This window comes from Streptomyces sp. cf386, assembly GCF_900103585.1.
GTDB lineage: Bacteria > Actinomycetota > Actinomycetes > Streptomycetales > Streptomycetaceae > Streptomyces.
The window spans coordinates 131,916-144,337 of sequence record NZ_FNHV01000007.1; the positions used below are offsets into that span (position 1 = coordinate 131,916).

Here is a 12,422-nt window from a genome sequence, read left to right on the forward strand (position 1 = left end):
GCCTACGCCCTCCTCCGGATACCATCGCAGTGACCATAGGTTTTCGTACCGCTTTCATAACCAACCGTCTGGAAGGGGGCCGCTCGCGTGAGTGTGCTCGACGAGATCATCGACGGAGTCCGTGCCGACCTCGCGGAGCGGCAGGCGCGCGTCAGCCTCGACGAGCTCAAGGAGCGCGCGGCGAAGGCTCCGGCTGCCAAGGACGGGGTCGCCGCCCTCAGGGGCGAAGGCGTCAAGGTCATCTGCGAGGTCAAGCGCTCCAGCCCCTCCAAGGGCGCGCTGGCCGCGATCGCCGACCCGGCCGGGCTCGCCGCGGACTACGAGGCGGGCGGCGCGGCCGTCATCTCCGTCCTCACCGAACAGCGCCGATTCGGCGGCTCGCTGGCCGACCTGGAGGCGGTCCGCGCGCGCGTGGACATCCCGGTCCTGCGCAAGGACTTCATCGTCACGTCGTACCAGCTCTGGGAGGCCCGCGCGTACGGCGCCGACCTCGTGCTGCTGATCGTCGCGGCCCTCGACCAGCCCGCGCTGGAGTCCCTCATCGAGCGCGCGGTGTCCATCGGCCTGACCCCCCTGGTCGAGGTGCACGACGAGGACGAGGTCGAGCGTGCCGTGGACGCGGGCGCCAAGGTCATCGGCGTCAACGCCCGCAACCTCAAGACCCTCGAGGTCGACCGCGGCACCTTCGAGCGCGTCGCCCCCGAGATCCCCGACCACATCGTCAAGATCGCCGAGTCCGGCGTCCGCGGCCCCCACGACCTCATCGCCTACGCCAACGCCGGCGCCGACGCGGTCCTGGTCGGCGAGTCCCTGGTGACGGGGAAGGACCCGAAGGCGGCGGTCTCCGACCTGGTCGCGGCCGGCGAGCACCCCGCATTGCGGCACGGCCGCAGCTGATCACCCGATAGAGTTGCCCCGATGACGCTCACGACGACGACCACGGACAGGTACGCCCGCCTCGCGCGCGGCTGCCGCCCCCGTGGCTGCCGCGCGCCCGCACGCAGGGTGCACGGCCGTCGAGTGCGATACGTCATCGGTGACGAACCCGGACAGGTCAACGGCCGTCGATGGCAGCGCGCCCCTTAGGGGCGCGGGGAACTGCGCGAGCAACCACACACGGCCCGCAGCCAAGCGATTACCCCCCGCCCCACGGCGAATAGTGTCTTTTTCACGCACTCACCGTGAGGTATCCGCATGCCCAGCGAGTTCTTCATCCCAGACCCGGAGGGTCAAATCCCCAGCGCCGAAGGCTACTTCGGCGCGTTCGGCGGCAAGTTCATCCCGGAGGCCCTCGTCGCCGCCGTGGACGAGGTGGCCGTCGAGTACGACAAGGCCAAGCACGACCCGGAGTTCGCCCGCGAGCTCGACGACCTCCTGGTCAACTACACCGGCCGCCCCAGCTCCCTCACCGAGGTGCCGAGGTTCGCCGAACACGCCGGCGGCGCACGGATCTTCCTGAAGCGGGAAGACCTCAACCACACCGGCTCCCACAAGATCAACAACGTCCTCGGCCAGGCCCTGCTCACCAGGCGCATGGGCAAGACCCGGGTGATCGCCGAGACCGGCGCCGGTCAGCACGGCGTGGCGACGGCGACGGCCTGCGCACTCTTCGGCCTCGAGTGCACGATCTACATGGGCGAGATCGACACCCAGCGCCAGGCCCTCAACGTGGCCCGCATGCGCATGCTCGGCGCCGAGGTCATCGCCGTGAAGTCGGGATCGCGCACCCTCAAGGACGCCATCAACGAGGCGTTCCGCGACTGGGTCGCCAACGTCGACCACACCCACTACCTCTTCGGTACGGTCGCGGGCCCGCACCCCTTCCCCGCCATGGTCCGCGACTTCCACCGCGTGATCGGAGTCGAGGCCCGCCGGCAGCTCCTGGAGCGCGCCGGACGCCTCCCCGACGCGGCCGTCGCCTGCGTCGGCGGCGGCTCCAACGCCATCGGCCTCTTCCACGCCTTCATCCCCGACACGGACGTACGCCTCATCGGCTGCGAGCCCGCCGGGCACGGTGTGGAGACCGGCGAGCACGCGGCGACCCTCACCGCCGGTGAGCCCGGCATCCTGCACGGCTCCCGCTCCTACGTCCTCCAGGACGAGGAGGGCCAGATCACCGAGCCGTACTCGATCTCGGCCGGGCTGGACTACCCGGGCATCGGCCCCGAGCACTCCTACCTCAAGGACAGCGGTCGCGGCGAGTACCGCGCGGTCACCGACGACGCGGCGATGCAGGCGCTGCGCCTGCTGTCCCGCACCGAGGGGATCATCCCGGCGATCGAGAGCGCACACGCCCTCGCGGGCGCCCTGGAGGTCGGCAAGGAGCTCGGCAAGGACGGGCTGATCGTCGTCAACCTGTCCGGCCGCGGCGACAAGGACATGGACACGGCCGCTCGTTACTTCGGCCTCTACGACACCGACGCCGAGGTCGCCGCCGACGCCAATGGCGGTGCCGCCGAGATTCAGGGGGACGCCAAGTGAGCGGGAACATCCAGCTGTTGACGGACACCCTGCGCGCCGCCAAGGCCGAGGGACGCTCCGCACTCATCGCCTACCTCCCGGCCGGCTTCCCGACCGTGGACGGCGGCATCGAGGCGATCAAGGCCGTGCTCGACGGGGGCGCGGACATCGTGGAGGTGGGTCTGCCGCACAGCGACCCCGTCCTCGACGGTCCCGTCATCCAGACCGCCGACGACATCGCCCTGCGCGGCGGCGTCAAGATCGCCGACGTCATGCGCACGGTCCGCGAGGCCCACGAGGCCACCGGGAAGCCGGTCCTCGTCATGACGTACTGGAACCCCATCGACCGCTACGGCGTCGAGCGCTTCACCGCCGAGCTGGCGGAAGCGGGCGGCGCGGGCTGCATCCTGCCCGACCTGCCCGTCCAGGAGTCGGCTCTCTGGAGGGAGCACGCCGAGAAGCACGGGCTCGCGACGGTCTTCGTCGTGGCGCCCAGCAGCAAGGCCGAGCGGCTCGCGCAGATCACCGAGGCGGGCAGCGGGTTCGTCTACGCCGCCTCGCTGATGGGCGTCACGGGCACCCGTGAGTCCGTGGGCGCGCAGGCCCAGGATCTGGTCGAGCGCACCCGGGGCACCGGCACCGAACTGGCCGTCTGTGTCGGTCTCGGCGTCTCCAACGCCAAGCAGGCCGCCGAGGTCGCCGGCTTCGCCGACGGCGTGATCGTCGGCTCGGCGTTCGTGAAGCGGATGCTGGACGCGCCGGACGACGCGGCCGGTATCGAGGCCGTGCGCGCGCTCGCCGGAGACTTGGCGAAGGGCGTGCGCGGGCAGGCGTAGAAGGACCCCGCAGAAGTAGGAAGAAGGGCCTTCCGTACGAGTCGCTCGAACGGGTGGACCTGGGGCCGGGGAGGCGCGCTGCGCCTCCCCGGTTCGTTCTGCGGGTGTGAGCGAAAAGAATCGTGAGGGTAAGCGGACCGCCCGTGAGCGGCTGGCGGTCGAGCGCGAGAAGCAGAAGGCCGCCGACAAGCGGCGCCGTGCCCTGATCGTCGGCGCGAGCGTCGTCTGCGTGCTGGGACTCGCGGCGGTGGTCGGAGTCGTCGCGGCGAACGCCGGCAAGGACGACAGCAGTGACGCGGGGCCGGTGGTGGGACCCTCGGGCGCGCAGGGCAAGGACGGCCTCGCGATCCCGGTCGGCGAGGAGGACGCCAAGTCGACGCTCACGGTCTGGGAGGACTTCCGCTGCCCGGCCTGCAAGTCCTTCGAGGACGCTTACAGATCGACGATCCACGAGCTGACGGACGCCGGGAAGCTCAAGGTCGAGTACCACCTGGCGACGATCATCGACGGCAACATGGGCGGCACCGGCTCCCGCAACGCGGCCAACGCCGCGGCCTGCGCCCAGGACGCCGGGAAGTTCGTGCCGTACCACGACGTGCTGTACCAGAACCAGCCGCCGGAGGTCGACGACGCCTTCGCGAAGAACAGCAAGCTCTTCGAGCTCGCGGCCAAGGTCAAGGGCCTGGACACGCCCGCCTTCCGCAAGTGCGTCGAGGACGGCACGCACAACAACTGGGTCGAGAAGTCCAACAACGCGTTCAAGGAAGGCGGTTTCAGCGGTACGCCGACGGTGCTGCTGAACGGCAAGAACATCTACCAGGACCAGACGATGACACCGGCCAAGCTGAAGCAGATGGTCGAGGAGGCCGCCAAGGGATGAGCGACGCGGGCGGGGCCTGCTCGGGGCGCCGCCTGTTATGGACCCGTAGCCGGGCCGCCTGCCATCGGCCCCGCCCGGCAAGGTAGCGTCGACCCTGCCATGGAACTTGCCTACATTCCCAGCCCGTCGCGCGGGGTGATCCACCTCGGCCCCATTCCGCTGCGCGGCTACGCCTTCTGCATCATCATCGGTGTCTTCGTAGCCGTCTGGCTCGGCAACAAACGCTGGATCGCCCGGGGCGGGCGGACCGGCACGGTGGCCGACATCGCAGTCTGGGCCGTGCCGTTCGGCCTGGTCGGCGGCCGGCTCTACCACGTGATCACGGACTACCAGCTGTACTTCAGCGAGGGCCGTGACTGGGTGGACGCCTTCAAGATCTGGGAGGGCGGCCTCGGCATCTGGGGCGCCATCGCGCTCGGCGCGGTGGGTGCCTGGATCGGCTGCCGGCGCCGGGGCATCCCGCTGCCGGCCTACGCCGACGCCATCGCCCCCGGCATCGCCCTCGCGCAGGCGATCGGGCGCTGGGGCAACTGGTTCAACCAGGAGCTGTACGGAAAGCCGACGGATCTTCCGTGGGCCCTGGAGATCACGTCCTCGACGGACGGCAGGGTGCCCGGCACGTACCACCCGACGTTCCTGTACGAGTCGCTGTGGTGCATCGGTGTCGCACTGCTGGTGATCTGGGCCGACCGCCGCTTCAAGCTGGGTCACGGGCGGGCGTTCGCGCTGTACGTCGCCGCGTACTGTGCGGGTCGGTTCTGGATCGAGTACATGCGGGTGGACGACGCCCACCACATTCTCGGCCTGCGGCTGAACGACTGGACCGCGTTGATCGTGTTCCTGCTCGCGGTGACGTACATCGTGGTGTCGGCGAAGAAGCGGCCGGGCCGCGAAGAGGTCGTCGAGCCGGGTGCGGCGCAGGGATCCGACGGTGAGGCCGGGGACGGTGCCGACACCGACGCCGACGAGAAGAAGGCCGAGACGGACTCACCGGGTACCGAGAACTCCTCGGGCACTGAGGACGCCTCGGGCGCCGAGGAGAACGAAGACGCGAAAGAAGCGGTGAGCGACGAGGCCGAGTCGGCGAAGAAGAGCTGACGGTCGGTCGTACGTCGACGAGGGCGCCCGGGTCTGCCGGGCGCCCTCGTCGCGTCTCAGGCCCGGCGGGCCAGGGACAGGGTTCGCTGTGCCGTCGCCACCACCGCCGCGTCGATGAAGCTGCCGTCCGGGAGGGCCTGGGCGCCTTGATTCGCCGCCGCGGCCTTGATGATCGTCTCCGCCTGTTCCAGTTCCGCCTCCGTGGGGAGGTAGGCACGTTCGATCACGGGCAGCTGCCGGGGGTGGATGGCCGCGCGGCCCAGGAAGCCAAGGGTGCGGCCGTGGGCGCAGGACGCCGCCAGGCCTTCCAGGTCACGGATGTCCGGGTGGATGGACTGGGCCGGCGGGGGCAGGCCCGCCGCACGTGCGGCCACGATGACGCGGGACCGGGGCCAGTCGAGGCCCGCGTCGCCCCGTACGCCCAGGTCGGCGCGTAGGTCCGCCTCGCCCAGGGAGATGCCGTGCAGGGAGGGGTGAGCTGAGGCGATCGCGTGCGCGCGCTCGATGCCCAGGGCCGATTCCAGGAGGGCGTGCAGCGGGGGCGCGCCCGGGTCGGTGGGCGGTGTGGTCTGGGCGAGGTGGATGATCTGCTCGGCGGAGATCACCTTCGGGAGGCGGAGGCCGGCCAGGCCGGGGAGAGCGGCCAGTGTCTGAAGGTCCTTCGCCGCCGGTGGGGTGCCCAGGGCGTTCACGCGGACGTGGACCGGTACCGGGTGCTCCGGATCGGAGAGCAGGTCGGCCGTGGCCGCCCGGGCGTAGTCCTTGCGGTCCGGGGCGACCGCGTCCTCCAGGTCGACGATGACGATGTCGGCGCCGGACGTCAGCGCCTTGGCCACCACACGGGGGCGGTCGCCGGGGGCGTACAGCCAGGTCAGGGGGTACGGGACGGTCCTTGCCGGGCTCGTCACAGGGCGCCCTCCGCATGCAGGGCCGCCAGCTCGGCGGGGGTCAGACCCAGGTCGGTGAGGACCTCGTCGGTGTCGGCGCCGTGCGGGCGGCCCGCCCAGCGGATCGCGCCGGGAGTGGCGGAGAGACGGAAGAGGACGTTCTGCATGCGCAGGGGCCCGAGTTCGGGGTCGGCGACGGTGGTGATCGTGTCGAGGGCCATGTACTGGGGGTCCGTCATCACGTCGCGCACGTCCTGGATCGGGGCCACCGCGGCCTCCGCCTTCTCGAAGGCCGCGAGGACGTCGGCGCGGGTGTGACGGGCGATCCAGTCGCCGACCGCACGGTCGAGGACGTCGGCGTGCCGGGCCCGGTCGGCGCCCGTGGCGAACCATGGTTCGTCGATCAGCTCGGGGCGTCCCACCAGGTGCATCACGCGCTCGGCGATCGACTGGGCCGAGGTGGAGACGGCGACCCAGGACCCGTCTGCCGTGCGGTAGGTGTTGCGCGGGGCGTTGTTCGCGGAGCGGTTGCCAGTGCGTTCCTGGACGTAGCCGAGCTGGTCGTACCAGGTCGGCTGAGGGCCGAGGGCCAGCAGCATCGGTTCGATGAGGGCCATGTCGACGACCTGGCCCTCGCCGGTGCGCTCGCGGGCGGCCAGTGCCGTCAGCACCGCGTACGCGGTCGCGAGGCCCGCGATCGAGTCGGCCAGGCCGAACGGCGGAAGCGTCGGGGGCGCGTCCGGTTCGCCGGTGAGCGCGGCGAAGCCGCTCATCGCCTCGGCGAGGGTGCCGAAGCCGGGACGGTGGGCGGAGGGGCCGAACTGGCCGAAGCCGGTGACGCGGGTCAGGATGAGGCGGGAGTTGGCGGCGGAGAGCTCCGGCCAGCCGAGGTCCCATTTCTCCAGGGTGCCCGGGCGGAAGTTCTCGATCACGACGTCCGCGGTCGCGGCCAGGCGCAGGAGGGTGGCGCGGCCACCCGGCTTGGAGAGGTTCAGGGTGATCGTGCGCTTGTTGCGGCCGAGGACCTTCCACCACAGGCCCACGCCGTCCTTCGACGGGCCGTGGCCGCGGGAGGGATCCGGTTTGGCGGGGTGCTCGACCTTGACGACCTCCGCACCGAAGTCGCCGAGCATCGTGGCGGCGAGGGGGCCGGCGAAGAGGGTGGCGAGGTCGAGGACGCGCAGGCCGGCCAAGGGGGCGGTGGCCGCGCGGGTGGTGGCCTCGGTCATGACGCGTACCGGGCCTCGATCTCGGGGCGGTACGGCATCGACACCGTGGCGCCCGCCCGCTGGACCGAAAGCGCCGCCGCTGCCGCGGCCCACGCCAGCGCGTCCGGCATCGGGCGCCCCTCGCCGAGGGCCACCGCGAGGGCGCCGACGAACGTGTCCCCGGCGCCGGTGGTGTCGACCGCGGTGACCTTCGGGGCCGGAACCGTCACGGGATCGGCGCCGCGGGTGGCGTACAGACTGCCGGCCGCGCCCAGGGTGACGACGACCTCGGGCACCCGGTCGAGCAGGGCGGTGGCGGCCTCGCGCGGGTCGGTGCGGCCGGTGAGGGTGGTGGCCTCGTGCTCGTTGGGGACCAACAGGTCGACGGCGGTGAGGAGTTCGGCCGGCAGTGGTCGGGCTGGGGACGGGGTGAGGATCGTACGGACGTCGTGGCGGCGGGCCGCCTGCGCGCCGGCGACGACCGCGGGCAGCGGGATCTCCAGTTGGAGCAGCAGCGTGTCGGCGGAGGCGATGACGCCTTCGTCGCCGGGGCTCAGGTGGTCGAGCGTGCCGTTCGCGCCGGGGACCACGACGATCGCGTTGCCGCCCTCGTCGTCCACGACGATGTGCGCGGTGCCGGAGGGGCCCTCGACCGTGCGGAGGTCGTCGGTGTCCACGCCGGAGTGTTCGAGGGTGGAGCGCAGATGGGTGCCGTAGGCGTCGTTGCCGACGGCACCGATCATCAGGACGTCGCCGCCCGCGCGGGCCGCCGCGATCGCCTGGTTGGCGCCCTTGCCGCCGGGGATCGTACGGAACTCCCGTCCCGTCACGGTCTCGCCGCGCTGCGGTGCCTTTTCGACATAGGTGACGAGGTCCATGTTCGTGCTGCCGAGCACGACGATGTCGGTCATGGGCGAGTGGCCTCCAAGTGGGCGAGTCCGTGCGGTGGTTCGTGCGGGAGTCCGTGGGTGAGTTCGTGCGTGAGCTGGGCCAGGGCGTCGAAGCCGGTGCCGTTGAAGTCCGCGACGGAGGTGGCGAGGCGGTTCTTCAGGGGGGCCGTCCAGCGGTCGGGGAGGGCGGAGGGGGTGCCGGTGAGGAGGGCGGCGATACTGCCGGCGGTCGCGCCGTTGGAGTCGGTGTCCCAACCTCCCGACACGGCACGGCAGATGGAGCCGGTGAAGTCGCCGTTCGCGTGGGTGAGTGCGGCGGCGATGAGGGCGGTGTTGGGGATGGCGTGGACCCAGTGGTGGGTGTGCGCGTGGGTGGCGTGGAGCGTGTCGACGACCGTGTCGAAGTCTTCGTGCGCGTGGGCCAGTTGGACGGCGTCGCGGATCGCCTGGGCCAGGCGGGAGTTCGGGGGGATCACGGTCAGGCCGGTGCGCAGGCAGGTGTGGATGTCGGCGGTGCCGGTCGCCGCCCGTGCGATGACCGCCGCCGTGAACATCGCCGCGTAGACGCCGTTGGCGGTGTGGGTGAGGGTGGCGTCGCGGTGGGCCTGTTCGGCCGCGGCGGACGGGTCGCCGGGGTTGGTCCAGCCGTGGACGTCCGCGCGGATGAGGGCGCCGATCCATTCGCGGAAGGGGTTGCGGTGGCGGGCCGTGTGCGGGGGCTCGATGCCGAGCAGGAGGTTGCGGTGGGCGATGCGCTCGGCCGTGAAGGTGCGGCCGGCGGGGAGTTCGTCGAGCCAGAGGCGGGCTACGTCCGTGGTGGTGAAGGCTTTGCCGTGGCGTTGGAGCAGGAGGAGGTTGAGGAGGGGGTAGTTGAGGTCGTCGTCCTCGGGCATGCCGTCGATGTTCTCGGCGAGGGAGGTCGTTGCCGAGCGGCGGTTCCAGGGGTAGGCCGAGGTGAGTTCCGCGGGGACGCCCTTGGCGGTGAAGTACGTGGTGAGGGGCCAGTTGCCGGTGGAGCGCGCCAGTTGGCGGATGGCTTCGAGGGGGAGCTTCTCCACGGGCTTGCCGAGGAGACAGCCGACCGCCCGGCCCAGCCAGGCGGCTTCGAGGCAGGGCTGCGAGGGTGGCGTCGTGGGGGCGCCGGCATCGGACGGCCAGTTCGGGCACAGGGACTTGATCTGCCTCAGGTCCGTCGGCTCTTCGTCCTTCAACCTGCTCGGCAGGTCGGCCAGTTCGTCCAGCAGGTCCTCGGCCAGCGTCCGCAGGTATCGCGACGTCGGCTCCGGTGACGCCCCTGCGCGCAAGGGTGCTTCCAGCCCGCCGGCCGCCCTCCAGCGCGCCGCGATCCTCGACGGCTCCCGGCCGTCCAGTGCCGCCTGCCGGAGTTCATGGCCCAGGAGGTCCTCCGGCTGGACCCAGGTCAGTCGGAGCATCCTCGGCCCTCCAGTGCGGTGAACGCCTCCTCGTGGGACCGGCGTAGTTGTACGTCGCGGGCGTGGACCTCCCTCGCGACCTCCGTCAGGGTGCGGGGTGGTTCCCAGAGGTCGAGGCGGCTGGCGTCCGCGACCGCCTTCGACCAGTCCTCCGGGGGCGGTGAGCCCAGGGCGCCGGCGAGGGCGCCGGCCATCGTCGCGATCGAGTCGCAGTCCCGGCCGTAGTTCACCGCGCCCAGCACCGCCTGCCGGTAGTCGCCGTTCGCGACCAGCAACATGCCCAGGGCGACGGGGAGTTCCTCGATCGCGTGCAGGCGGGAGGGGCGGCGGGCGCCGAGGGAGGGCTGTCGGTAGTCGGGGCCGACCGTGTCGTACGGGGTGATCGCCTTGCGGAGGGGGACCAGGGCCGATTCGAAGTCCGTGTGGGTGCTCGCCGCTTCGCAGACCTTCTCGATCGCCGCCCTCGTGCCGTCCTTCGCCAGGGACAGACAGGTCGAGACGATCGCGTCCGGTGTCGCCCCCGGGGTGCACGCCGCTGCCACCGCCGCCGCGAAGACACCCGCCGCCTCGCGGCCGTACGACGACTGGTGGGCGCCCGCGAGGTCCAGCGCCTCGGCGTACGCGGCCCTCGGGTTCGCCGCGTTGACCAGGCCGACCGGGGCCATGTACATCGCCGCACCGCAGTTGACGATGTTGCCGACGCCGGCTTCCCGTGGGTCGACGTGGCCGTAGTGGAGGCGGGCCACCAGCCACTTCTCCGCCAGGAAGACGCGGTGCAGGGGGAGGGCCTCCGACTCCAGTTCCGGGATCCAGCGCGGGTTCGTCATCAGGTCCGGGACCAGGTGGTCGGCGATGGCGTACGCGTCGAGGTGGTCGCGGACCGTCGCGTAGACGCGGACCAGCGCGTGCGTCATCAAGGTGTCGTCGGTGACGTGCCCGTCGCCCTTGTGGTACGGCGCGATGGGGCGGGCCGTGCGCCAGGCGTCGCCGTTCCAGGGGCCGACGATGCCGTGGACCCGGCCGCCGTGGCGTTCGAGGATCTGGTCGGGGGAGTAGCCCTCCACCGGGCCGCCGAGGGCGTCGCCGACCGCCGCGCCGACCAGGGCGCCGGTGATCCGCTCGTCGAGACGCGGACCACCGGTTTCTCGCGGGCCACTGGTTTCTTGTGCTTTGGGCGTCATGCCCCGAATCATCCTCCTGGTCGGGCCGGTTGTGTGGCTTCCAGGAGTTCGGCGAGTTCCACCAGGTCGGTGCCGGTGAGGCGGGGGAGTACGCAGCCGGAGAGGGTGCGGCAGGTGTCGCGCCAGGACGCCGGGATCGACGTACCGCCGCCCAGTGCGCCGGTCAGTGCGCCGGCCAGGGCCGGTGCCGAGTCGGCGACGCGGGAGAGGCAGGCGGCTGCGGGGACCGCTTCGGCGATACGGCCGTCTGCCGCGACCGCGAGGGCGAGGGCCACCGGGACCGTTTCGGCGGCGGCGATGCCGTAGCTGTAGACGTGGTCGACGATTTGGTGTTCGAGGAGGGGGATGAGCGCGAAGGCGCTGTCGGCGGCCCGGGCGAGCTTGAGGGCGTGGCGGGCGTTGCGGCCGATCTCCGTCTCCTCGGGGAGTTCGGCGAGTGCGGCTGTCACGCAGGTCTCGGTGTTCGCGCCGGTCAGCGCCAGGGCGAGGGCCGCCGCCATCGCTCGGGCGCCGTGTACGCCGTCGCCGTCCTGGGTGTAGCGGGCGTCGAACTCGGCGAGGTCGGCGGCGCGGTGGGGGTCGCCGGGGTGGGCCACGGCGAGGACGCAGGCGCGGACGCAGGCGGCGTCGTCGAAGTAGTGCGGGTTGTCGTGGCCGGTGGCGGGTGGGCGCAGGCCGGTGGCGAGGTTGCCGAGGCCGGCGCGGACGGAGATGCGGGCGCGTAGGGGGAGGATGGCCGACTCGACTTCTGGGGCGCGGTCGGCTGCGGCGGCGACCTCGCTGGCGACGGCGTTCCAGGTGAGGTCGATGGCCGCTCGGGTGCGGCGTTCTCGGCTGAGGTCGCCGAGGGCGGTGTCGTCGCCGGCGCGGAGGACTGCCTCGGCTGCGAACGCCGCCCATTCCGCGTCGTCGGAGGGGCCGAGGCGGAGGGGTTCGGGGGGTTGGTTGAGCGCGATGGGGACGGGGAGGGTGGTCGTCGCGTTGTGTTCGGCGAAGGTGTCGAGTTCGCGGGTGAGGCGGCGGGTCCATTCGGGCATGCGGGCGGCTCGGTGGCGGGCTGCGGGCCAGCCGGCGGCGTCGCCTGCGGCTAGGCCCAGGAGGAGGCCGAGGATGCGGGTGCCGGTTTGAGGGTGCGCCGCCGTGTCGGCCTCGGCTTCGCCTTCGGCCGAGTGTTTCCCACCCGCACCACCCGTACAACTCTCGTCGTCGGGTGCGGGTGGCCCCGGTGGGGGGTGCTCGCCGTCGGCGGCTGCGGGTTCGGCTGGGGTCGTCCCGGCCACGAGGTCTTCCGGGGGCGTCCCGGGCACAAGCTCCTCCGAGGCCGTCCCGCCCTCGACCTCCGCCGCCGTCCCCGCCCCGATCGCGTCGTCCGTCGGCCGCGCCCCGTCGTCCCAGGGGCTGGGCGGCGTCACGGTCGGGCCTCCGGCTCGTCGTCGGTGATGAGGGTGAGGGAGTGAAGTGCGGGAGCCTCCTGCCTCACCGGCACCTCGCCCGGTGCGGGAGCCTTCTGCCTCACCGGCACCTCGCCCGGTGCGGGAGCCTTCTGCCT

General features: G+C 72.0%; 12 protein-coding genes. 6 read left to right on the forward strand and 6 right to left on the reverse strand.

Going from position 1 to position 12,422, the window contains the following annotated elements; genetic code table 11:
• Positions 1-87 precede the first annotated feature (87 nt).
• From trpC to lgt, 6 genes are all read left to right on the forward strand, one after another.
• On the forward strand, positions 88-897 hold the full coding sequence (trpC, locus tag BLU79_RS19335; RefSeq protein ID WP_093907066.1) for an indole-3-glycerol phosphate synthase TrpC: 810 nt from the start codon (positions 88-90) through the stop codon (positions 895-897).
• A 21-nt stretch (positions 898-918) separates the two neighbouring features.
• Positions 919-1,086: a tryptophan biosynthesis modulator TrpM gene (gene trpM, locus BLU79_RS50020; RefSeq protein ID WP_351926813.1), complete on the forward strand. Its 168-nt coding sequence runs from the start codon at positions 919-921 to the stop codon at positions 1,084-1,086.
• A gap of 108 nt (positions 1,087-1,194) precedes the next feature.
• Positions 1,195-2,481, forward strand: coding sequence for a tryptophan synthase subunit beta (trpB, locus tag BLU79_RS19340; RefSeq protein WP_093907067.1), 1,287 nt, complete (start codon positions 1,195-1,197; stop codon positions 2,479-2,481).
• Complete coding sequence (gene trpA, locus BLU79_RS19345; protein ID WP_093907068.1) at positions 2,478-3,296, forward strand: tryptophan synthase subunit alpha; 819 nt, start codon at positions 2,478-2,480, stop codon at positions 3,294-3,296. Before trpB ends, trpA begins: the two co-directional genes overlap by 4 nt.
• A 106-nt stretch (positions 3,297-3,402) precedes the next feature.
• Positions 3,403-4,176, forward strand: a complete 774-nt coding sequence (locus BLU79_RS19350) for a DsbA family protein (protein WP_093907069.1) — start codon at positions 3,403-3,405, stop codon at positions 4,174-4,176.
• 99 nt (positions 4,177-4,275) lie between these two features.
• Positions 4,276-5,274 carry a prolipoprotein diacylglyceryl transferase gene (gene lgt / locus BLU79_RS19355; protein ID WP_093907070.1) on the forward strand — a complete coding sequence of 333 codons (999 nt, stop codon included), beginning with the start codon at positions 4,276-4,278 and terminating at the stop codon, positions 5,272-5,274.
• A gap of 56 nt (positions 5,275-5,330) precedes the next feature.
• On the opposite strand, the gene BLU79_RS19360 is transcribed toward lgt, so the two are convergent.
• The 6 genes from BLU79_RS19360 to BLU79_RS19385 are packed head-to-tail and all read right to left on the reverse strand — an operon-like array spanning position 5,331 to position 12,285.
• Positions 5,331-6,182, reverse strand: coding sequence for an HpcH/HpaI aldolase/citrate lyase family protein (locus tag BLU79_RS19360; RefSeq protein WP_093907071.1), 852 nt, complete (start codon positions 6,180-6,182; stop codon positions 5,331-5,333).
• Positions 6,179-7,390 carry a CaiB/BaiF CoA transferase family protein gene (locus BLU79_RS19365; protein ID WP_093907072.1) on the reverse strand — a complete coding sequence of 404 codons (1,212 nt, stop codon included), beginning with the start codon at positions 7,388-7,390 and terminating at the stop codon, positions 6,179-6,181. The genes BLU79_RS19360 and BLU79_RS19365 overlap by 4 nt, the downstream gene beginning before the upstream one ends.
• On the reverse strand, positions 7,387-8,280 hold the full coding sequence (gene rbsK, locus BLU79_RS19370; RefSeq protein WP_093907073.1) for a ribokinase: 894 nt from the start codon (positions 8,278-8,280) through the stop codon (positions 7,387-7,389). Before rbsK ends, BLU79_RS19365 begins: the two co-directional genes overlap by 4 nt.
• Positions 8,277-9,692: an ADP-ribosylglycohydrolase family protein gene (locus BLU79_RS19375; RefSeq protein ID WP_093907074.1), complete on the reverse strand. Its 1,416-nt coding sequence runs from the start codon at positions 9,690-9,692 to the stop codon at positions 8,277-8,279. Before BLU79_RS19375 ends, rbsK begins: the two co-directional genes overlap by 4 nt.
• On the reverse strand, positions 9,680-10,873 hold the full coding sequence (locus BLU79_RS19380) for an ADP-ribosylglycohydrolase family protein (RefSeq protein WP_093907075.1): 1,194 nt from the start codon (positions 10,871-10,873) through the stop codon (positions 9,680-9,682). Before BLU79_RS19380 ends, BLU79_RS19375 begins: the two co-directional genes overlap by 13 nt.
• Before the next feature lie 8 nt (positions 10,874-10,881).
• The gene (locus BLU79_RS19385) at positions 10,882-12,285 is read right to left on the reverse strand and encodes an ADP-ribosylglycohydrolase family protein (RefSeq protein ID WP_371131893.1); all 1,404 of its coding nucleotides are present in this window, start codon (positions 12,283-12,285) and stop codon (positions 10,882-10,884) included.
• Positions 12,286-12,422: the final 137 nt, after the last annotated feature.

Bases quoted from the DNA above. Each gene is read 5' to 3' on its own strand.
- trpM (WP_351926813.1), top strand. From the start codon at position 919: ATGACGCTCACGACGACGACCACGGACAGGTACGCCCGCCTCGCGCGC.
- trpB (WP_093907067.1), top strand. From the start codon at position 1,195: ATGCCCAGCGAGTTCTTCATCCCAGACCCGGAGGGTCAAATCCCCAGC.
- lgt (WP_093907070.1), top strand. From the start codon at position 4,276: ATGGAACTTGCCTACATTCCCAGCCCGTCGCGCGGGGTGATCCACCTC.
- BLU79_RS19365 (WP_093907072.1), bottom strand. From the start codon at position 7,390: ATGACCGAGGCCACCACCCGCGCGGCCACCGCCCCCTTGGCCGGCCTG.
- rbsK (WP_093907073.1), bottom strand. From the start codon at position 8,280: ATGACCGACATCGTCGTGCTCGGCAGCACGAACATGGACCTCGTCACC.
- BLU79_RS19375 (WP_093907074.1), bottom strand. From the start codon at position 9,692: ATGCTCCGACTGACCTGGGTCCAGCCGGAGGACCTCCTGGGCCATGAA.
- BLU79_RS19380 (WP_093907075.1), bottom strand. From the start codon at position 10,873: ATGACGCCCAAAGCACAAGAAACCAGTGGCCCGCGAGAAACCGGTGGT.